At 67.7% G+C, this 20397-nt stretch carries 18 protein-coding genes; 14 read left to right on the top strand and 4 right to left on the bottom strand.

Going from position 1 to position 20397, the window contains the following annotated elements:
* The first annotated feature begins 20 nt into the window (after positions 1–20).
* The 4 genes from gmd to AC1MEY_RS00125 are packed head-to-tail and all read left to right on the top strand — an operon-like array spanning position 21 to position 4463.
* Complete coding sequence (gene gmd / locus AC1MEY_RS00140) at positions 21–1127, top strand: GDP-mannose 4,6-dehydratase (protein ID WP_480228754.1); 1107 nt, start codon at positions 21–23, stop codon at positions 1125–1127.
* Positions 1127–2041, top strand: a complete 915-nt coding sequence (locus AC1MEY_RS00135; RefSeq protein WP_480228753.1) for a class I SAM-dependent methyltransferase — start codon at positions 1127–1129, stop codon at positions 2039–2041. Before gmd ends, AC1MEY_RS00135 begins: the two co-directional genes overlap by 1 nt.
* Positions 2038–3567: an O-antigen polysaccharide polymerase Wzy gene (wzy, locus tag AC1MEY_RS00130; RefSeq protein ID WP_480228752.1), complete on the top strand. Its 1530-nt coding sequence runs from the start codon at positions 2038–2040 to the stop codon at positions 3565–3567. The genes AC1MEY_RS00135 and wzy overlap by 4 nt, the downstream gene beginning before the upstream one ends.
* Positions 3564–4463 (top strand): class I SAM-dependent methyltransferase, encoded by a 900-nt coding sequence (locus tag AC1MEY_RS00125; RefSeq protein WP_480228751.1) that lies wholly within the window; start codon positions 3564–3566, stop codon positions 4461–4463. Before wzy ends, AC1MEY_RS00125 begins: the two co-directional genes overlap by 4 nt.
* Before the next feature lie 4 nt (positions 4464–4467).
* Here the strand turns inward: AC1MEY_RS00125 and AC1MEY_RS00120 are convergent, their stop codons facing one another.
* Positions 4468–5415, bottom strand: a complete 948-nt coding sequence (locus AC1MEY_RS00120) for an NAD-dependent epimerase/dehydratase family protein (RefSeq protein ID WP_480228750.1) — start codon at positions 5413–5415, stop codon at positions 4468–4470.
* A 78-nt stretch (positions 5416–5493) separates the two neighbouring features.
* Entirely contained in the window at positions 5494–6198 is a 705-nt protein-coding gene (locus tag AC1MEY_RS00115) for a class I SAM-dependent methyltransferase (RefSeq protein WP_480228749.1), read from the bottom strand.
* A gap of 371 nt (positions 6199–6569) precedes the next feature.
* Here AC1MEY_RS00115 and AC1MEY_RS00110 point away from each other — a divergent pair, with 371 nt between their 5' ends.
* The 6 genes from AC1MEY_RS00110 to AC1MEY_RS00085 all read left to right on the top strand — a co-directional run bounded on the left by AC1MEY_RS00110 (position 6570) and on the right by AC1MEY_RS00085 (position 12580).
* Positions 6570–7238 (top strand): acyltransferase, encoded by a 669-nt coding sequence (locus tag AC1MEY_RS00110; protein WP_480228748.1) that lies wholly within the window; start codon positions 6570–6572, stop codon positions 7236–7238.
* A 74-nt stretch (positions 7239–7312) separates the two neighbouring features.
* The gene (locus AC1MEY_RS00105) at positions 7313–8377 is read left to right on the top strand and encodes a glycosyltransferase (protein WP_480228747.1); all 1065 of its coding nucleotides are present in this window, start codon (positions 7313–7315) and stop codon (positions 8375–8377) included.
* Positions 8374–9894, top strand: coding sequence for a hypothetical protein (locus tag AC1MEY_RS00100; RefSeq protein WP_480228746.1), 1521 nt, complete (start codon positions 8374–8376; stop codon positions 9892–9894). Before AC1MEY_RS00105 ends, AC1MEY_RS00100 begins: the two co-directional genes overlap by 4 nt.
* Before the next feature lie 43 nt (positions 9895–9937).
* A complete protein-coding gene (locus AC1MEY_RS00095; RefSeq protein ID WP_480228745.1) occupies positions 9938–10756 on the top strand; it encodes an FkbM family methyltransferase in 819 nt (272 codons plus the stop codon).
* Positions 10753–11481 (top strand): FkbM family methyltransferase, encoded by a 729-nt coding sequence (locus tag AC1MEY_RS00090; protein ID WP_480228744.1) that lies wholly within the window; start codon positions 10753–10755, stop codon positions 11479–11481. Before AC1MEY_RS00095 ends, AC1MEY_RS00090 begins: the two co-directional genes overlap by 4 nt.
* 19 nt (positions 11482–11500) lie before the next feature.
* Positions 11501–12580, top strand: a complete 1080-nt coding sequence (locus AC1MEY_RS00085) for a glycosyltransferase family 4 protein (RefSeq protein ID WP_480228743.1) — start codon at positions 11501–11503, stop codon at positions 12578–12580.
* On the opposite strand, the gene AC1MEY_RS00080 is transcribed toward AC1MEY_RS00085, so the two are convergent.
* Positions 12542–13417, bottom strand: a complete 876-nt coding sequence (locus AC1MEY_RS00080) for a class I SAM-dependent methyltransferase (protein ID WP_480228742.1) — start codon at positions 13415–13417, stop codon at positions 12542–12544. The two genes, AC1MEY_RS00085 and AC1MEY_RS00080, sit on opposite strands and share 39 nt — an antisense overlap.
* Positions 13418–13640: 223 nt before the next feature.
* On the opposite strand from AC1MEY_RS00080, the gene AC1MEY_RS00075 reads away from it, so the two are divergent.
* Positions 13641–14096, top strand: a complete 456-nt coding sequence (locus AC1MEY_RS00075; RefSeq protein WP_480228741.1) for a hypothetical protein — start codon at positions 13641–13643, stop codon at positions 14094–14096.
* 28 nt (positions 14097–14124) lie between these two features.
* Here the strand turns inward: AC1MEY_RS00075 and AC1MEY_RS00070 are convergent, their stop codons facing one another.
* On the bottom strand, positions 14125–15384 hold the full coding sequence (locus AC1MEY_RS00070) for a glycosyltransferase family 4 protein (protein WP_480228740.1): 1260 nt from the start codon (positions 15382–15384) through the stop codon (positions 14125–14127).
* Positions 15385–16016: 632 nt separating this feature from the next.
* Here AC1MEY_RS00070 and AC1MEY_RS00065 point away from each other — a divergent pair.
* From AC1MEY_RS00065 to AC1MEY_RS00055, 3 genes are read left to right on the top strand one after another with little or no spacing between them, the layout of a single operon-like run.
* The gene (locus AC1MEY_RS00065; protein WP_480228739.1) at positions 16017–18338 is read left to right on the top strand and encodes a UDP-glucuronate decarboxylase; all 2322 of its coding nucleotides are present in this window, start codon (positions 16017–16019) and stop codon (positions 18336–18338) included.
* A gap of 32 nt (positions 18339–18370) precedes the next feature.
* Entirely contained in the window at positions 18371–19834 is a 1464-nt protein-coding gene (locus AC1MEY_RS00060) for a sugar transferase (RefSeq protein WP_480228738.1), read from the top strand.
* 24 nt (positions 19835–19858) lie between these two features.
* Positions 19859–20392: an arsenate reductase/protein-tyrosine-phosphatase family protein gene (locus tag AC1MEY_RS00055; protein WP_480231719.1), complete on the top strand. Its 534-nt coding sequence runs from the start codon at positions 19859–19861 to the stop codon at positions 20390–20392.
* Positions 20393–20397 lie beyond the last annotated feature (5 nt).

Below are 20397 nucleotides of genomic sequence, written 5' to 3'. Positions count from 1 at the left end.
CCCACGGACTCGGAGCACCGATGACAAAGCGGGCGTTGATCACCGGCATCACGGGCCAGGACGGCTCCTACCTCGCGGAGCTGCTGCTGAGCAAGGGCTACGAGGTGCACGGCATCATTCGCCGCGCCTCGACGTTCAACACGTCGCGCATCGAGCATCTGTACGTCGACCCGCACTCGCCCGACGCCAGGCTGTTCCTGCACTACGGCGACCTCAGAGACGGCGCCCGCCTGGTCACCCTGCTGGCCGAACTCGATCCGGACGAGGTCTACAACCTGGCCGCGCAATCGCACGTCCGCGTGTCGTTCGACGAACCGGAGCACACGGCCGACACCACCGGCATCGGTACGGTCCGCGTGCTGGAGGCCGTCCGGCGGTCGGGCATCAGCACCCGCTTCTACCAGGCGTCGTCGTCGGAGTTGTACGGCGCGACACCGCCGCCGCAGGACGAGAGCACGCCGTTCCACCCGCGCTCGCCCTACGGCGTCGCGAAGCTGTACAGCTACTGGATCACCAAGAACTACCGCGAGGCGTACGGCATGTTCGCGGTCAACGGGATCCTGTTCAACCACGAGTCGCCCCGTCGCGGCGAGACGTTCGTGACCCGCAAGATCACCCGTGCCGTCGCGGCCATCGCGGCGGGCCGGCAGACCGACCTGTACCTCGGCAACCTCGACGCGATCCGCGACTGGGGCTACGCAGCCGAATACGTCGAGGGGATGTGGCGGATGCTGCAGGTCGACGAGCCCGACGACTACGTGCTCGCGACCGGTGAGGGCTCGTCGGTGCGGGACTTCCTCGACGTCGCCTTCGGCCATGCAGGTCTCGACTGGGCCGACCACGTCAAGTTCGACGAACGGTATCTGCGCCCGACCGAGGTGGATTCGCTCATCGGGGATGCGTCCAAGGCCCGCAGGCGGCTGGGCTGGGAACCCACCGTCCGGGCACCCGAGCTGGCACGGCTGATGGTCGACGCCGACTGCGAGGCGCTCCGTCACGCAGGCAGTCCGTGGATCGACGCCGTGCGGTTGGACTCCTGGGGTGCGGGGCCCGGTCACGCGCCGCCGCGGCTCGTCGCCGTCCCCACCCCGAACGGCACGCCGATCACACACGGAGGCAACCGATAATGGGCATCAGCTATCTCGCCGCCAGGATGATGTGGGATGCGCGTCAGCGCGGAGTCCACTTCGATCGGGTCCTCACCCTGGGGCACCAGTCGCTGCGCCTCTTCCCCACCGAGGTCGACTTCTTCCGCACCGCCTACCGCCAGGAGTTCGGCTCGACCGGGGCCGACCCGCTCGGCGGACACCGCTGGGACGACTACGTCGACGAGTTCCTGCGCCAGTTCCTCGGCGCCCAGACGGTCAACGTCCTCGACGTCTCGGACTTCGAACAGGCCGATCTGATCCACGACATGAACGCGCCCGTGCCGGAGTCCTGGCACGGCCAGTACGACGTGGTGATCGACGGCGGGTCACTCGAGCACATCTTCAACGTCCCCACCGCGTTCGCGAACCTCGCCAACATGCTCGCGGTGGGTGGCTCCATCTTCGTCAACACTCCCGCGAACAACATGATGGGGCACGGCTTCTACCAGTTCAGTCCCGAGCTGATGTACCGGATCTTTTCCGAGGAGAACGGATTCGCCATCCGGGACGTGATGCTCTACGAGGCCCGCTACCCCGGGTTGGAACTGACCAAGAAACACACCGTGTTCAAGGTCGTCGACCCCGGCGTGGCCCGGCAGCGCGTGGGTCTGCTCAACAAGAAGCCGGTCATGATGATGGTCGAGGCCGTCAAGATTCGCGACACCGAGATGTTCGCGACCACGCCGCAGCAGAGCGACTACGTCGCCATGTGGAACGGCGATGGTGGCGGGGCCACGACACTGCCCTGGCGGGACAGGGCCAAGCAGGCCATCCGCGGCCTGCCCGTCGCCGTCCGCGCACCCATTCAGGGCCGGCATCAGAAGCGAGTGTTCTCACTCAACAACAAGACGTTCTACACGCGGGAGCGCTGGCTGCCCAGGGACGTTCGATGACGACGTCCCCCACGACACGGCGCCCGCCGAACCGCAGGACCACGCTCCAGGCGACCCCGTCGGCCGTCGAGTGGCCCGCCCGGTCGGTCGAGGCGTTCGGCCTGGCGGCGTTCGTCGTGGCGTTCTTCCTCGTCCCCGACGGCGCCACGCCGTGGGTGATCGTCGCGAACCTCGTGGCGTTCTACGCCGTGTTCATCCGGGCGATCGCCGTCCCCGATCGCATCCTGCCGAGGCTGCCGAGTCACCTGACGATCGAGGTGCTGTTCCTGGCCTACGGCTACCTGATCTTCTACTACCCCTACCAACTGTTCGTCATCGGCGCGACCGATCTCAGGGTGAGCAAGTTCGTCGCCAACTCCTTCGTCGACGGGTCGAACAGGGCCATCACGCTGGCCACCATCGGAATGCTCGCCTTCACCCTCGGCTACCGCATCGTCGGCAAGGGGCGCGGCCCCGCCTCGGCACCGGTCACGCCCACCCCCGCGGCCACGAACTACGCCGCCGCATTGGCAACGGCGTCCAGCGGCGGATTGCTCACGCTCAGCACCGTCTACCTGCTGGCCGGATTTCGATCGGCCGGAGAGGGTCGGTACACCGGAACCACCACGAACGCCGTTGGCGTAGAGGGGTTCGCGACTCTCATCCTGGTGCTCTGCATGATCGTCTCGGCGGTGTGGATACACGCCGTGGCCAACGACCTCCGGAGATCACCGCTGCTCGTGGTCGGCCTGGTGGTGGCCGTCGCGTGGGCGTTGCGACTGTTGATCCTCGGCGACCGCAACACCTTCCTGCTCGTCGCCCTGGTCCTGGTGGGCGGTTACGTCACGTTCGTCCGGCGCGTCTCTCCCGTAGTCATCACCGCCGGGTTCGGCGTCTGGCTGGTGGTCTACTACGCCATCGAGGTGCTCCGCAGCACCCCCGGCTGGTATCGGCCCGAGAACGTCTCACGACTGCTCGAGGCAGGCCGGCTGGGCGAGAGCACCACGGGGGACGGCAGTTTCAACGTGACGACGATGTCGGTCCGGGCGACGGTCGAGGTGGTGCCCTTCAGCCAGGACTACCTCTACGGGGCCCTCAAGCTGATCCAGATGTCATCGGCCCTGCCCTTCAGCAACCGGCTGTTCCTGCCCTACCTGGATCCCGAGTACACCAGTTCGGCCGCGCTGTTGACCGACGTCATGCTCGGCGGTCACTCGACGTGGGGCACCGGCACGAACATCCTCTCCGACTCGTTCGTCGACTTCGGCGTGGCCGGTGTCGTCGTCGTGCTGCTCGGACTCGGAGTCGCGGCGGGCTTCGTCCGGAACTACGTGGCACGCGCCCCGCACGACGCGCACCGCGTGGTGGTGTATCTGCTCACGCTGGCACTGTTCGCCGAACTGCCGCGATACGCCATCGAGGTTCCGGTGCGGATGATGGCGTGGGCGTTGGTGTTCTGCGCCGTCGTGGGCTTCGTCGCGGGCCGCGCCCGCACCGACGCTTCGCCGGAACGACGGCGCACGCCGGCGAGCGGGAGCCGGATGTGACCGGCCGTCACGCGGCCGGATCGGGGTCGTGCCCGGCCTGCGGGCATCACCGGACCCGCGTCGTCAGTTCGCCCCGACCGCAGTTCGTCGAGCAGTGCACGTCCTGCCGGTCGACGTTCTTCCACTTCGGCACCTCTGCCGCCGTGAGTCACAACGACCAGTACACCGCCGACGCCGGCTATCAGCGATACCTCGAGAGCGCCAACGAGACCGGCTGCGCACACCGCTTCGACGAGACCATCGCCCGGCTCGAGGACATGCTCGACGACGTCGACCGGCCGAGCGTCTTCGACGTCGGTGCGGGTAACGGCGACTTCCTGGCGATGGCCCGCGAGCGCGGCTTCCGGATCTCGGGCAACGAGGTGTCGCCACCGGCGATCGAGGCGTCCCGCGCACGGCACGGCATCGAGCTGGTCCTCGACGACGATCTCCTGTCGCTGGCCGAGGGGTCACCCCGCTTCGACGCCGTCACGATGTGGTGCGTGATCGCGCACGTGGACGATCCGGAGGAGCTGCTGCGCGGGGCGCGGGCACTGCTGCGGCCCGGCGGCGTGCTCTTCTTCAGCACGCCGCGGTACTGCGTCATCGACCGGGTGGCGATGATCCTGCGCCGGATCACCTTCGACGGGTACCGCCGGGTGTTCGACCGTCGCATCAACGCCTTTCACCGCCGCCAGTACTCCCGCCGTGGCATGGAGGCGCTGCTCGTGCGAGAGGGATTCGAGCCCGTCTCGGTCCGGCCGGCGATCGGTTACGGGCTGCGAATGGCCGAATACCTGCGGGCCATCGGCGTCCCCCACGTCGTGGCGCGGCCGATCGCGGCAGCGCTCGAGGTGGCCGCACGCGCAGGTCTGCTGCCCCGCAACATCCTCAACGTGTACGCGCGCGCCCGCTGAGGTCTCAGATGCCGACCTTGGCCGAGGCCCAATCCAATTGCCGCTCGATGCCCTCGCGCAGGGTGACCGACGGCTGCCACCCCAGGATCGCGCGGATCGCCGCCGTGTCGCCACCCGTGCGGTCGACGTCGCCTGCGACGGAGCCGACCCGTGTCACCGACAGCCGGGCTCCACCCAGTTCCTCGAAGATCCCGAGTACCTCGTTGACCGACGTGTGCGATCCGCCGGCGACGTTCAGCACGGTGCCGGGCTCGACGTCTTCCGACGCCGCAAGCAGATTCGCGTCGACCACGTCACCGACGTAGGTGAAGTCGCGTACCTGCTCGCCGGAACCAAAAACGGTGATCTCGGACCCGTTGGCCGCAGCCATCGCGAATCGGGTGAAGGCCATGTCCGGCCGCTGCCGGGGCCCGTACACCGTGAAGTAGCGCAACGACACCGTCGGGACGCCGAAGCTCGCGGCGTACGCGTTGCACAGGTGCTCCGCCGCCAACTTGGTGACGCCGTAGGGGCTCACTGGATGCGGTCGATCGGCTTCGTTCGTCGGGTACCGCTCCGCGTTGCCGTACACCGAGGACGACGAGGCGTACACCAGACGGCGCAACGATCGCGACGCACGGCTGGCCTCCAAGAGCCGTTGCGTCGCTTGCACGTTGCAGCGGTCGTAGATCGAGAACTCGGCGCCCCACGACGCCCGGACACCGGGCTGTCCGGCCAGGTGGAAGATGACGTCGACGCCGTCCAGCAGCCTGGGCAGGTCGACGACGTTGAGGTCCGCCTCGACCACGTGCGCGCCTGCCCGCATGACCATCTCGGCGTTGGCACGCTTCAGGTCGAGATCGTAGTAGTCGGTGAACGAATCGATGCCGACTACGTCGTGACCGTCGTCCGCCAGACGGCAGGCCAGGTGGGATCCGACGAATCCCGCAGCGCCAGTGACCAATGCACGCATGGCGGCACTCCCTCGTTGAAGCGCGGCATCACGTTCCGCGCAGAGCGGCATGAACGACGATTATTGACGCCTGTGACACTACCCAGTGTGCGGCTTTCTCGGCGCGCAATGGCCGGGAGTCTTGACCGTGGTCAGATACATCACCCTCGTGTTGCGATACGCCCATCCGGCCAATCGGGCGATCGGTGAAGGCAGCGGCGGATTTCCGAGCCTGAAGAGCACCCGTTCCCGAGAGCATTCTCCGACGTCGACGGTCAGACCGGCCGCCTCGAGGATGCGGCAGATCTCGGCAGGTCTGCGGTAGAAGGTCTCCTGCTCAGAGTATTTGGCGAAGATCTCCACTCGGTCGGACACGGGCCGGTCGAGAAAGTAGGGCGCTGCGCGACCAGTACGGAGAGCGACCGTGATGGCCGCCCGCCGCAGCCTTCCCTTCGGCAACCAGTGCACCATCGGGGCGTGCAGATGTGGCTCGTCGAAGATCCACTTGGCGGGAAACACGTGCAGACCGCGCCCGCCGGGTGTCGTGGTCCTCGCAACCTCTCTCGCCAACTGCGCCAGGTCCGCGACGTGCTCGAAGACCTGGTTCGACAACACGACGTCGAAGTAGCCATCCGGGTAGGGATAGCCGTGATCCCCCAGCACTGCCAGTCGTTTCGGGCCGAGGAGGGCGACACCGTTGGCGACGTAGTCGGCGCGGACGTCGATCCCGAAGGCATCGAATCCCTGCTCGACCAGCCATGCGACCGTGCCACCCCGACCACATCCGACGTCCAGCACGTGCATCGTCGATCTGTCCCGGCCCATGGCGACCCGTGCCACCCAGGCCGTGACGGACGGTCCCGGGTCACTCGATCTCGCGAGTGGCTCGAGTTTTGCGTGCCCGTCGTGCTCGGTCAGCGACGGCAGTTCCATGTCTGAGTGCTACCACCGGACGACGTCTCTCATCGGGTATTGGACAACGCGGTCGACACCGATCACCGAGCGGCGACGTCACGCCGACCCGAAACCGGTTTTGAGGCGATTGGTTGCAAATACCGAGCTTTGGCGTCGGAAGGTATGTGCGCAACGCCCCTCGCCATTCGTTGACGCGTGGGTAAACTCATCGCTGGGGGCCCGAACCGGTAGGCGAATGGTTCTGCGAGAGAGGCCTAGACGTGTCGTTTCGTTCAGCAGCGATCTTCGCTGTCGGGCTCCTGCCCGCCGGCACCATCAAGAACCTCGTGCTGCGACGGTTGGGGTGGACCATCGGTCGTGACGTCCGCTTCGGTCCCTGCCTCGTCGTCAACGTCGACCAGGTCTCCCTCGACGATGGGACGATCGTCGGCTGCTTCAACGTCTTTCGGGATCTCAGCCGCCTGGAACTCGGCCAGTGCGTCAGGGTGGGGCAATGGAACTGGGTCACTGCCTCGAGCCACATGCGGGCGGCGGGGGCGCGCGGTACCTTCGCGATGGGTCGGCACACGTGTCTCGCCTCCCGCCACTACCTCGACTGCACGGGCGGTATTCGCGTCGGCGCCTTCTCGAGCATCGCAGGTGAACGGTCGACCTTCCTGACGCACGGCCTCTCGTGGGTCACGTCGGAGCAGACCTACGATTCCATCGAGATCGGCGACTACTGCATCCTGTCGTCGAATCTCAACGTGGCGGCGGGCACCGTCGTCGGTGACCGTGTCGTCGTCGCCATGGGATCGACGATCGCGGGCGAACTGTCCGAACCCGGTCTGTACGTGCAGCCTCGCGCCGAACTGGTCAAGCACGAACTCGACGGGAAGTACTTCGATCGGCTCGTGGGCGACATCGTCGGCGTTCGACCACGCAGGTGACCGGATCCGACGCAGACCTCCGAGTCTGCTTCTTCATCCCGAGTCTGGGTGACGGCGGAGCCCAACGTCAGTGCGTGGCCCTGCTCAACGCATTACAGCACCGAGCCGGTCTCGATCTTCATCTGATCCTGCTCGCGCGCGGCCCGTATGAGAAAGACCTCCGGACCGAGCGGCTGACGATTCACCGCATCGACGTCGACGACTTCGGCGGGCCCGGGGCCCTCATCTTCGTGGTGCGCGTTCTGCGGCGAATCAAGCCCGACGTCTTGATCTCCTGGCTGCATCCCGCGGACATCTGGTCCTACGTGGCGACTCGCCTGCTGCGGCGGATTCCGTGGATCATGACCGAGCGTGGCTCCAGGTATCCCGATCGGCGTGTCTACCGCCTCCGGACACGACTCGGTCTACGTGGCCCCGCGATGATCATCGCCAATTCCCCGGCCGGTGCCGATGTGTGGACCTCGCAGGGAGCCCGGTCGCCGGTACGGATCGTGCCCAACATGGTGCTCGACGCCGACCGCCCGATCGCAGTGCGCTCCGACCGGGCCGCGGCGGCGGACTGTGTGGTCGTCGGCCGACTCGAACCGCAGAAGAACGTGGTTGCCGTCGCGTCCGCGTTCGCCTGCTTCGCCGTCCACCACCCGATGTCGACACTGCGGATCGTCGGCACGGGCGGCGAGGGCGACGAGGTGTCGCGCATCGCCCACGACGCCGACCTGGCCGGTCGGATCGTGCTGGACGGATTCCGCAGCGACGTACCCGACATCATGGCGCGGGCCCGGCTGCTGTTGTCCTTCAGCAGATTCGAGGGCATGCCGAACGTCCTCATGGAGGCAGTGCGCGCAGGCCTACCGTCGGTCGTGTCCGACATCCCCGAGCACCGTCACCTCCTGGGCGACGACTACCCGTACTACGTACCGCTGGATGCACCGGCGGCCGTCGCTGCCGACGTCATCGACCGGGCGTGGAACGACGTCCCGAGTCCGGCGATCTACGCCCACGCTCGCGACGTTCTGGTGTCGTCCGAACCCGACGAGGTGGTCGCGGGTTACGTGGACGCCTTCATCACCGTCGCCGGGGCTCCGCGCGCCGGTGACACCCGGGCGGCCGGCATCCGACGATTGCTCGCGCGGACATGACCCGGCCGACGGCAACGACCGCCGTGGCGCCGACGCCGGTCGACTCGGGCACGCGGAAGAACCTCGCGGCGTCCTACGTGAACTTCGTCGTCGTCGCGGTGGTCGGCGTGCTCGTCAATCCCCTGCTGCTCGGTGCGCTGGGGCCGTTGATGTTCGGCGTCTGGAAGTCGCTGCAGAAGTACCTGGACTTCGCGACGTTGGCGGACGGCCGGGCCGCTCAGGCCCTGAAGTGGATAGTCGCCAGCAGGACCACGCTCACGGACGCCGAGCGGCGCAGGGACGTCGGAGCCGCGATCATCGTGTGGGTTCGATGGCTGCCGGTGACGGCGCTCGTCGCCGCGGCGTTGGCGTTCGCGATGCCACTGCTGATCAAGGGCATTCCGGACGACGTCCGGAGTGCGGCTTACGCGGCAGCGGCAGTCCTCGCCGCCAACACCGTCCTCGCGGGACTGCTCGCGATACCCGACGCCGTGCTGGTCGGCGTGAACCAGGGGTACAAGTCGACGCTGGTGACGACGGCGGCCTTCGCCATCAGCAATGCGGCGATGGTCGGCGTCGCCGTCGCGGGCTGGTCCCTGTGGTCGCTGGCACTGATCGTGCTGATCGCGGCAGGTGCGAACTCCGCGGTCACGTTGCTGATTGCGCGGCGGGCCGTCCCCTGGTGGGGAGCAACTCGGCCGTCGACGGCGGACCTACGGCGAGTGTTCGGCTACAGCTCGTGGACGATCGGCTGGGTCCTCGTCGACAAGCTGTTCCTCACCTGCGAACTCATCGTCGTCAGCGTCATGGTGGGTGCGCTGGGCGTCACCCAGTACACGTTCACGACGTTCATCATGCAGTTCGTCCTGTCGATCGCGCTGGTCACGGCAAGCGGTTTCATGCCCGTCCTGGGATCCACGCTGGGTGCGTCGGAGGCGACCATCGCAGCCGACCTGGCGCGATCCGTGCGGCATCTCGTCATCGGTGTCGCGGTGCTGGGGAGTTCCGCGGTCCTCGCCGTGAACGGCTCATTCGTCGGCCTGTGGGTCGGCGGCGACCAGTTCCTCGGAACGACCGTCAACGCACTGCTCGTCGTGTGCGGTCTGCAATTGGCACTGATCCGCGTCGACGGTCAGATTCTGGACGTGACGATGCGCATCGGGCCCAAGGTGGTCGTCGGATTGTTGAGCAGCGCGGGCGGTATCGCTGCCGGTTGCATCGGCTACGTGGTCACCCGTGACCTCGCGGTGGCACTCGGGTCGATCATCGCGGTGCGCATGGTCGCCAACGTGGCGTACCCGATCCTCGTCGCCAGGGCAATACCCGGATCGGGGATCCCGCTGCGGCCCGTCGCGCTCGGGACGGCGCTTCTGCTGGCATCTCTCGGCATCGGGTCCGTCGACCATGGCGGCGGCCTGACCGCCCTGGCCGGGGCCACCGTGGTCTGGGCTCTGCTGGCGCTCGCCGCCGCCGCCGGCGGGCTTCTCCCCCACGGCACCGTGCGGGCCCTGTTGACCCGGCAGTCGAGCAGCTCGTGAGACAGGTACGTGGCAGACCGATCATGGAACGGGGGTCACCTCGGTGACGACGAAGGCACTGCTCGGAACGAAGGCCCTCTGGCATGCGAAGGACCTCCTCACACTCGGGTTGCCCTATCAGGCGAGGCACTTCCATCGGCGCGACGACCGGGAGTTCGCGGTCTCGGTCAAGGGTGTCGGGGTCATGATGCTCCGGCCCCGGTCCGCCGATCCCGCGGTCGTGAGTCAGGTCTTCAGCTGGCGGCAGTACGACACCACCGCCTTTCCCCAGCACGCCCGAATCATGCAGGCGTACCGCGACATCCTCGCTCGCGGTCGTCGGCCGCTGATCTTTGACCTGGGGGCGAACAACGGTGCGTCGGCACGATACTTCGCCCGGGAGTACCCCGCCGCGAGCATCGTGGCAGTCGAACCCGACGTCGACAACGCACGCATGTGCCGGCTGAACACGGAGGGCCATCCGGTCGAGGTCGTCGTCGCGGCGATCGGCGGATCACCCGGCCACGTCTCGCTGGCGACGGCGGACATGGCGAGCGTGTCCTACACCGCCACCCGCTCAGCCGACGGCGGTGTCCCCGTGGTGACGGTGAATCAACTCCTCGCCGAGCGCAGCGCCGATCACGAACTCTTCATCGTGAAGATCGACATCGAGGGCTTCGAGGAGGATCTCTTCGCGTCCGGTACCGAGTGGGTGGAGCAGGCGACCATGCTCGTCATCGAACCCCACGACTGGAAGTTCCCGGACCGCGATACCAGCCGCCATCTCCAAGAGGTGATGGGGCGCCTGCCATTTCAGTTGATGCTGTCCGGGGAGAACCTGGTGTACGTCCGACACGAGCGAAGGGGCGTGGTGACGCCATGAGGGTCGCGCACGAATTACGCAGTCTGGTCAACCGCATCGGCATCGACGTCGTGCGCTATCCGCTGAGCAGTCCGCTCGCCCGCACGGCCCGGCTACTCGAGCACCACGGGGTGGCGTGCGTGCTGGACGTGGGTGCCAACGACGGCGGCTTCGCGACCGGCATCCGCGGGCTCGGTTATCACGGGCGCATCGTCTCGTTCGAGCCGCTCGACAGGCCCTTCACGTCCATTCGGCACAAGGCGCGCAACGACGGTCAGTGGACCGCCGTGCACTGCGCCGTCGGCGACGCCACCGGTGAGGTGGTGATCAACGTCTCGGGTAACGACGGCCTGTCCAGTTCGGTGCTGCCGATGCTCGACGCCCACACCGACGTCGCGCCCGGATCACGCTACGTCGACACGCAGATCGTCCCCCAGGAGCGCCTCGACGACCTGTTGCCCGAACTCGGGGTGCGGCCCGGCGACCGCACCTTCCTGAAGGTGGACGTGCAGGGCTACGAGGCCGCCGTACTCGACGGCGCGGCCGACCGGTTCGCCGACGGCACGATCGTCGGACTGCAACTCGAGCTGTCGCTGGTGCCGCTCTACGGCGGGGCCATGACCTATCGCGAGGGCCTCGATCGTGCCGAGGCACTCGGGATGACGCTGATGGGACTCGATCCGGTGTTCGCCGACCACGAGACCGGTCAGTTGCTCCAGGCCGACGCCGTCTTCTTCACGACCTGACCGCGGGCCAGACGCCACGATGGACGCCGCCCACGATCCCGGCACCAGGCTCCTGATGATCGGGCCCATGCCGCCGCCCCTGAACGGTCAGTCCGAGGTGATGCGCCACGTCGTCGCGCGGATGGGTGAGCACTTCCCCCGCCTGCGGGTCGAGGACGTCGGCGCGGGCGGAACGTCCGGCCGGCTCGGTGTCCTGGCCCGGGCGGCGCGGTCCATCGTCGCTTGGCGGTCGATCCGGGGCTCCGACGCGGTGTACGTCGCGGTCAAGGCCGACCACGGGATGTGGCTGACGACCGCCACCGTGGCGCTCGCCCGGCTCTCCGGGTCCAGGGTGTTCCTGCACCACCACTCCTATGCGTATGTGGGCGAACGCAAGACGCGCATGGTGGCGCTCGCGCGCATCGCCGGCACCGATGCCCGTCACGTCGTCCTGTCCCGCTCCATGGCGGCCGACCTGCGTCGCGTGATGCCGGAGATACGGCACACGCCCGTCGTCGGCAACGCCGGACTCATCGACACGTCGCTGCTGGGCCTGCCGCTCAGGGCCGACGGCGGTGAACTGATCCTCGGCCATCTGAGCAATCTGTCCCAACAGAAGGGGATCGCTGAGGTCGTCGACCTCGCCTGCGCACTCCGGCGATCGGGTACCCGTGCACGCCTCGTCGTGGGCGGGCCCGTCGCGGACGACCACGCCAGGACGCACCTGCACCGCGCGGAGCGGGAACTGGGACTTCTGTTCGAGTACCGCGGGGCTCTGACCGGACCGCCCAAGCGCGAGTTCTTCGGTGAAATCACGCACTTCGTCTTCCCGTCGCGCTACGTGCACGAGGCGTCGCCCATGGTCTTGTACGAGGCGATGGCCGCCGGCGCGGTGTGCATCGCCACCCGGCGAGGATCGATTCCCGAGCAGCTGGCGGGTTGTCCGGCACTGCTGGCCCGCAACCACCGGTGCTTCGTCGACGAGACCTTGCCGGCGCTGGCCGGCGCCGTCTCGTCGGCTACCGCGTCCAGGGACACCAGACAGGCGTACCTGCGCGCACTGGACGAGTCGGAATCTCAGCTAGCCGACCTCGCCGCGCTGTTCTCCAGATCCGACTGAGCCGTCCTCGTCGGTCGCCCGGTGTCCGCACGCCGTCAGCCCGAACGTGTTCTTCGGGCACCACTTCTCACCCACTGCCTGGAGCTGGGGCGACTGCGTGGAGAAGTAGCGGTCCATCTCGACGGTGTCGAACCGTCGACGCAGCAGGCCGGCCAGAGCCTCGTCGTCCACGCCCTGACGGACCACGTGGTACTCAACGAGGTCGGACGGCTCCGTCTCCGAGTACACCCCACGCAGACGACGCCACCGGGTGGCGAGCCCGCGCCGGAGTTCGCCCTGGGTCACCCGCCAGGCGAAGTAGCAGCCCCACGTCACCGCACGCTCCCAGCGCTTCTGACGCGGATACCAGACCGGGTCCTGGAACGTGACGACGGTTCCGCCCGGCCGCAGCACGCCGTCGCACAACCGCGTGATCACGTCGAGGTAGTCGGGGATGTGATGGATCACCGAGATCAACAGGATCACGTCGTACGTCGCGCCCTCGGTGAACGGCGCGCTGCCGTCGACGTCGAAGAGGACGCGCACCCCGTCCACGCGACCGAACTTCGCGGTCAGATAGTCGTGACTTGCCTTGGACATCTCGGTCACGGTGGCCGTGCCGCCGGCCGCGATGACCGTCTCGGTGAAGGACCCATGGCCGGCACCGATCTCGAGGACGTCGCAGCTGCCCTGCCGCCGCAGGATGTCGCCGACCGCTGCGGAGATTCGCCCGTCGATGCGATCGCGCAGACCGGCATGACGCAGGTGCGGACTCCCGACGGTGTAGTCGAAGCCGTCGCCGTGAATGACGTCCTGGGCCCGATCGACCGCCTCGTGTCGCACTCCGCCTGCCGCCATGGCCCAGTCCCGTCAGAATCCGTACCGGAGTGCGCAATTGGGCGTGATTCCGGTGAGAAGGTGTGACTCCTCGACGTTCATGATATTCCCTCGACTTCCGCGGGTGACGACGAATGATCCGTTCTCCGTGAAGATTTGCGAATCACTAGGAATGCCAACCACACAGGAGTAACGTCCGCGTCAATTCGATCGAGCTGGCCCCACCCTTGCGAGAGGAATTCTGATGACGAGGACGTTCTTCGCACGGTCGGCAGTGACCTTGGGTGCCGCGACACTCCTGTTCGCCGGGCCCGGCATCGGCGTCGCCACCGCAGACGGCCTGGACGGCCAGACGTACGAAGCGGTGTCGAAGTACCTCGGCGACGCCGGATCGACGGTCGTCGTCGCGACCGTGGTCGGCGACCAGCTCGAGACCGACAAGTGCATCGTCACCCACTGGCGGCTCGACAACAACGACAAGAGCAGGGCCCTGGTCTACCTGAACTGCAACGCTTCCCTGGCCAACAAGGGCGACGCGGGCAACTCGGCGATGACGCCGGAGGGGCAAGCCGCGAAGCTCGATGCGAAGCGAGCCGCGAACATCACGAAGAACCCCGCGATGTGCGAAGCGTCCGAGGACGCCACCACCTGGTGCATCTCGCTGTGCGAGCGCACCGAACTGTGCACCTACACCGGCTGATTGGACGACGGGCCGGCGGCAGCGCTCCTCATGCCACACGGGTGCGGCTCGCCGCACTGCCGCGCGCGACGGCATCGCGGATCACCTGGTCGAACGCAGTGATGGCAGCCTCCTCGGTGAGCACCTCCCGCCGGTAGCGCTGACCGGCCGCACCGTGCGCCAGGGCACCGTCGTGATCGTTCGACAGCCGGAGCGCAGTCGCCAGGAGCGCCTCCGGATCACCGGCGGGGACGGCGATGCCGGCGCCCGACCGCGACACCTCCTCCGCCGTGATTCCGCCCAGGTCGGTCGCCGCGACGATCGGCCGTCCGGCGTCGAAGTAGGACGTCAGCTTGCTCGGCACGGCCATCGCCGCAACGCCGGGTAGTTCGTTGACCAGCAGGCAGTCGGCCGCGGCCAGAGCGCACCTGTAGCGGGCGTCGTCCAGCGGGTCGACGAACCGGATCCGTTCCACACCGCGCGCCAACTCCTCGAGACGTTCGCGTTCGCCACCGTCGCCCACCAGGACGAACACGACCGGCAGCCGTCGCTCGTCGGCCAGCCTGGCGGCCGCCACGACGTTGTCCAGGCCCTGTTTGGCGCCCATGTTGCCGGTGTGGACGACGAGCCGGACGTCGTCCCGCCAGCCGAGCACTGCCCTGGCCTCGGACCGCGACATGGGAGCAGACGGTGCGAGGTGGGTCCAATTCCGGATCACCGCAACGCGTTCCGGGTCGATCCCGAGTTCCTCGACGAGATATCTGGCGAATCTCGGGTGAATGACCACGACGCGGTCGGCCCTGCGCAGAGTCACCCGCTCGACGATTTCCGCAATCTTCGCCGACAGTCCACCACCCTCCTTCGTCTCGGTCATGCCGAGCGCGTAGAGGTCCTGCACCCAGACGATGAAGGTCGGACGCGACCGGCGCAGCCCGATGCGCAACGCGACCAGTGCGGTCGCGAAGAGCGCAGGGGACACGGCGACGACGACGCAATGCGCGGCGGCTCCGCCGAAGGCCAAGCGGAGTCCGAAACTGATCTCGGACAGGAGGCGTCGAACACCCCTGGGTGGCCGCGGGACGTAATGCAGGAACCGGCGAACCACCACCCCGTCGACGTTCTCGGTACGTCGCCACTGCCCATACCCCGCGCGAATCCGCCACTCCGGATAGAAGGGATGGGCGACGTAGGCCGCCACGCGGTGCCCGCGGGCCGCGAGACCCCCAGCCAGCGCACCCGAATACGGCGCTACGCCAGTTGAATCCGGCGGATAGTGCAGGCTCAGCAGCGACACGTCGTGTCCGGACATGGCGCGACAGTACCCCCACCGATTCCGCCACATCCGGGATTCGCAGGACCACTCGCCACGAGATCATCGTTCGCACAATGGGAGTCGCGCAACCAGGCCGTGCACCGTTCCTCTCGACCGGCCCGGGGGAGCGGCCCCGGGCGGACGGTCACTTCGGATTCCGTGCCGCCGCAAACTGCAATGAAAAGCCGATCGGATCACCCGCCAGTGATCATGAAGTTTGCTGTACCCGCTGCTCAGCACCGTTTATTCACACAGGTGACAAATATAAGTGCTGAACCTGAAATTGCTGCTTGTGCAGCACTTTGTGGCGTACCAATAGTACTAAAAGCCCAGCTCACGAGTACCGATGGATAATTTGACGTTGTTGCCAATACTGGTTGCTGGGCCCCTGTGGCGGTGCTAGCCTCGGCCCACGGCAACACACCGATCACCGAGGCCACGGCGGCGCCGGGGATGCAGAACGTGTCGAAGTGAGAGGTGCCACATACCGCAAGAACCGCTACATCGCGACGTCGGCTCGAGACCAGCGGCCGACGATCGTATCCCTCAGCGCCACTAGGGAATCACCGGGCCTGGCGGCATCGACGCCACCAGGCCTTGGCTTGACGTGCTGAAACGTGGAGAGAGACATGCGAAAACGTGCAGTACTGACCGGCGGAGCAGGATTCGTCGGTTCGCATCTGGCCGAACGTCTGCTGGACCGTGACATCGACGTGGTGTGCCTCGACAACTTCATCACCGGCGCCCCGGAGAACATCGCACACCTGCAGTCCGCCGACGGTTTCCGTCTGATGAAAGTCGATGTCAGCGACTACATCTCGATTCCCGGACCGGTCGACTACGTTCTGCACTTCGCGTCACCGGCATCACCGGTCGACTATGCCGAACTGCCGATCCAGACGATGAAGGCCGGCTCACTGGGGACGCTGCACACCCTGGGCCTGGCCAAGGAGAAGAACGCGCGCTATCTGCTGGCATCCACGTCGGAGACCTACGGCGACCCACTGGTCCATCCGCAGCCCGAAAGCTACTGGGGCAACGTCAATCCCGTCGGACCGCGCTCGTGCTACGACGAGGCGAAGCGCTTCGCCGAGGCACTCGTGGTGTCGTACCGGCGCAAGCACGGCGTCGACGCCGCCATCATGCGGATCTTCAACACCTACGGCCCGCGGATGCGTGCCGGCGACGGGCGTGCCATCCCCAACTTCGTCTCCCAGGCACTCAGCGGCGCACCGATCACGGTGCAGGGCGACGGCAGCCAGACCCGATCGCTCTGCTACGTGGACGATCTGGTGGACGGCGCACTCCGCCTCCTGTTCTCGAGTGCGGCCGGACCGATCAACGTCGGCAACCCGACCGAGATGACCGTCCTCGACCTCGCGCATCTCGTCCGCGAACTCGCCGGATCCGATTCGCCGATCGAGTTCGTGGACCGGCCGGTCGACGACCCGTCGCAGCGACGGCCGGACATCTCGCTCGCCCGCAGGCAGCTCGACTGGGAGCCGAGAATCGACGTGGTCGATGGGTTGTCCACGACCATCGACTGGTTTCGTGCCCGCGCCCAAGAACCGTCGCTCGCCTACTCCCCCGCATCGCCGGCACGCCTGGAGCCGGTTCAGCCCCGGCACCGGGTGGCGGTCATCGGGACCGGTTACGTGGGCGCGGTCACGTCGACCTGTCTGGCGTTCCTCGGCCACGTGGTCTGCGGCCTCGACAGCGACTCGGCCCGCGCGGGTCAGCTGAACAACGGCCAAGCCCCGTTCGTCGAGCCGGGCCTCCCCGAGATCCTCAAGGCCACGCTCGCATCGGGGCGGCTGGTGTTCACCGACGATCCCGCGGAGGCCCTGTCCGACGCCGAGTTCGTCTTCCTCTGTGTGGGAACGCCTCCGGGGCCCGACGGCTCACCGGACCTGGCGCAGCTGGAGAGTGCCATCGCGTCGCTGGCACCGTATCTCCGTCCCGGTGTGGTCATCGTCAACAAGTCCACCGTTCCGGTCGGCTCCGGGAACTGGACCCGCACCATCCTCGAGGATGCGCTCGTCGGCAACCGTGAACTGTCCTTCCACGTCGTCTCCAACCCGGAGTTCCTCCGGGAGAGCTGCGCCATCGACGACTTCCTCTATCCCGACCGGATCGTGCTGGGCGGAGCCACCGAGGACGTCAGCCGGGTCGCCGAGCTCTACCAGCCCGTCCTGCGGCAGTCCTTCGGCGCCGGCCGCCGCGACGTGCACCCGGCGCTGATCACCACCGACCTCGCGTCCGCCGAGATGATCAAGTACGCCGCGAACGCCTTCCTGGCGACCAAGATCAGCTTCGCCAACGAGATGGCCCACATGTGCGAGCTGTTCGGCGCCGACGTCCGCCAGGTGCTGCCCGCCATCGGAGCCGACCACCGCGTCGGCAACGCCTTCCTCAACCCGGGCGTCGGATGGGGCGGGTCCTGCTTCGGCAAGGACGTCGCCGCACTCATCTCGTCGAGCAAGGAGTACGGCTACACGCCGTCGATGCTCGAGGCCACCGTCGGCATCAACGTCGCGCAGCGCGAGAGCGCCGTCCGGAAGCTGCAGCGCGAACTCCACATGCTGAAGGGACGTCGGATCGCCCTGTTGGGACTCACGTTCAAGCCGGGTACCGACGACCTGCGCGACGCGCCGGCTCTCGACATCGCCCGGCGGCTCCTCGCCGTCGGCGCCGTCGTGTCCGCCTTCGACCCCGTCGTCAAGACCCTGCCCGAGGAGTTCTCGGCGGTCCGCCTGACGCGCGACGTCTACGAGGCCGCCGACCGCGTGGACGCGGTCGTGGTGACGACGGAGTGGCCCGAGTTCCGCATCATCGATCCCGCGTCGCTGCGCCGCGCCATGCGCGGCAATCTCGTGGTTGACGGCCGAAACTGTCTGCCGGAGAACAGCTTCGTCGGGTCCGGGCTGCGGCTGATCGGATTCGGATGGTGACCAGGAGCGTCGGGGAATCAGAAGGGGGCAGGATGACCATCGAACTACCGCCGAAGCGTCCCGAGGCGCTCTTCTCCACCGGACGGTTCGCGATCACCCGGCGCGCGCCCGACCGGGACACCCATCAGGCCCACGAAGTCGGCCTGCAGCATCGCTACTCGCTGCAGCTGGCCGACCTCGTCTCCGTGTTGGCGTCGGCGAGCCTGGGCGCGGTCGTGCTCAGCCACATCAGCACGGTGCGCGCCGGGACGCTCGGCGTCCGGGAGGTCCTGCTCGCGGCGGTCGCGATGGCCGTTGCCCTTCACGTCCACGGGTTGTACCGCCGCCCCGCAGCGCGTCTGCGCCCGAGCGAGTGGTGGCGTCCCGCCGTCGTCGCGCGATGCCTGCCCACCGCGGCGCTGCTCGCGCTCGCCGCCGACGCGTTCGTCCTCGGCGGCAGGGTGATGACCCTGACGGCTGCCGTGGCGATGACGCTGCCCGCCATCGCCACCGTGCCCACCGGGCGTCGCCTCGTGGTCCGGCTGTTCGACCCGGCGGTGAGTCGCATCCTGGTGATCGGTACGGGTCCGATCTCCGAGCGGCTGACGTCGCGGCTGCACCGGTGCCCGGACACCCTCGTCGTCGGGCACGTCGACGACAACGCGGCACCGGGCACGCGGCTGCTCGGCGGTCTGGCCGATCTGCCGGAGGTCTGCGAGGAACACCGCATAGACCGGGTGATCGTCGGCTTCCCGAACACCAGCGACGCGATCGTGCTGGAATCGCTCCGCCGACTGCAGGGTCAGGTGCCCGTCTCGGAGATCCCGCGCTACTTCGAGTTGCACAACTGGCGCAGCGAGGCCGAGGAGCTGCACGGGCTCACGCTCATGCATCTGCCCACCGCGTCGCTCGGCCCGCGTGCGCGAATGATGAAGCGGGTCATCGACGTCACCCTCGCGACGTGCGCCCTGATCGGCGCCTCTCCCCTGCTGTTGGCCATCGCGGTGGCGATCAAGATCGACAGCCCCGGGCCGGTGTTCTTTCGCCAGGAGCGCATCGGGCGGGCCGGTGCACCGTTCAGCATCTTCAAGTTCCGGTCGATGACGGCCGACGCGTGGCAGCAGCGAGCCGCGGTGTCCGCACTCAACGAGGTCGACGGCCCGCTGTTCAAGATGGCCAACGATCCCCGCGTCACCCGCGTCGGTGCGATCATCCGCAAGACCAGCCTCGACGAACTGCCGCAGCTCATCAACGTGGTGCGGGGCGAGATGTCACTGGTGGGCCCGCGGCCGCTTCCCGCCGAGGAATCCGACCGCATCGACGGCGCGGCACTGGCGCGGCTCGACGTGAAACCGGGCATCACCGGGCTGTGGCAGGTCTGCGGTCGCAGCGACCTGACCTACGCTGACCTCCAGCACCTCGACTCGGTCTACGTCCGGTCGTGGTCGCTGATGTGGGATGTCCGGATCATCGCGAAGACACCGCACGTAGTGTTCGCGCGCAAGGGCGCCTACTGACTCAGACCGGCCGAGGGGGATCTCCTGCACGTCCTATTCGTCTGCACGGGAAACATCTGTCGGTCCCCAACGGCTGAGCGGCTCACCGTCGCCCACGTCGAGGGAGCGCGACTCCCCGGTCTGGTGGCGTCGAGCGCGGGAACGCGGGCAGTCATCGACCACCCGATCCACCGCGACGCCGTGCCGGTCCTGGAGCGGTTGGGTGGTGACGCGTCCGACTTCGCCGCACGCCAACTGACGGCCAAGATCGCCGCGGGCGCCGACCTGATCCTCACCATGACGACGACGCACCGCGACACCGTCCTCGAACTGGCGCCGCGCCAACTACGTCGGACGTTCACACTGGCCGAGGCCGCCGCCCTCGCCTCCCGTGACGACGTGCGCGACGTCGACGATCTCGCGGCCCTCCGATCGCAGCTGGACCGGCGGGACCGCGTCGACGTCGCCGACCCGATCGGTCAGGGCGGCGACGTCTTCGCGGCGGTCGGTGCGCGGATCGCAGAACTGCTGCCGCCGATCCTCGACCTCTGCGGACGGTCGGCGCGCGCAGGCACCTGACCCGG

It is taken from the genome of Mycobacterium sp. PTI7 (assembly GCF_056679845.1).
This window is presented reverse-complemented; position numbering and strand designations above follow the sequence as displayed.

Bases quoted from the DNA above. Each gene is read 5' to 3' on its own strand.
- wzy (WP_480228752.1), top strand. From the start codon at position 2,038: ATGACGACGTCCCCCACGACACGGCGCCCGCCGAACCGCAGGACCACG.
- AC1MEY_RS00120 (WP_480228750.1), bottom strand. From the start codon at position 5,415: ATGCGTGCATTGGTCACTGGCGCTGCGGGATTCGTCGGATCCCACCTG.
- AC1MEY_RS00085 (WP_480228743.1), top strand. From the start codon at position 11,501: ATGGACGCCGCCCACGATCCCGGCACCAGGCTCCTGATGATCGGGCCC.
- AC1MEY_RS00135 (WP_480228753.1), top strand. From the start codon at position 1,127: ATGGGCATCAGCTATCTCGCCGCCAGGATGATGTGGGATGCGCGTCAG.
- AC1MEY_RS00060 (WP_480228738.1), top strand. From the start codon at position 18,371: ATGACCATCGAACTACCGCCGAAGCGTCCCGAGGCGCTCTTCTCCACC.
- gmd (WP_480228754.1), top strand. From the start codon at position 21: ATGACAAAGCGGGCGTTGATCACCGGCATCACGGGCCAGGACGGCTCC.
- AC1MEY_RS00100 (WP_480228746.1), top strand. From the start codon at position 8,374: ATGACCCGGCCGACGGCAACGACCGCCGTGGCGCCGACGCCGGTCGAC.
- AC1MEY_RS00070 (WP_480228740.1), bottom strand. From the start codon at position 15,384: ATGTCCGGACACGACGTGTCGCTGCTGAGCCTGCACTATCCGCCGGAT.
- AC1MEY_RS00115 (WP_480228749.1), bottom strand. From the start codon at position 6,198: ATGCACGTGCTGGACGTCGGATGTGGTCGGGGTGGCACGGTCGCATGG.
- AC1MEY_RS00065 (WP_480228739.1), top strand. From the start codon at position 16,017: ATGCGAAAACGTGCAGTACTGACCGGCGGAGCAGGATTCGTCGGTTCG.
- AC1MEY_RS00080 (WP_480228742.1), bottom strand. From the start codon at position 13,417: ATGGCGGCAGGCGGAGTGCGACACGAGGCGGTCGATCGGGCCCAGGAC.
- AC1MEY_RS00075 (WP_480228741.1), top strand. From the start codon at position 13,641: ATGACGAGGACGTTCTTCGCACGGTCGGCAGTGACCTTGGGTGCCGCG.
- AC1MEY_RS00090 (WP_480228744.1), top strand. From the start codon at position 10,753: ATGAGGGTCGCGCACGAATTACGCAGTCTGGTCAACCGCATCGGCATC.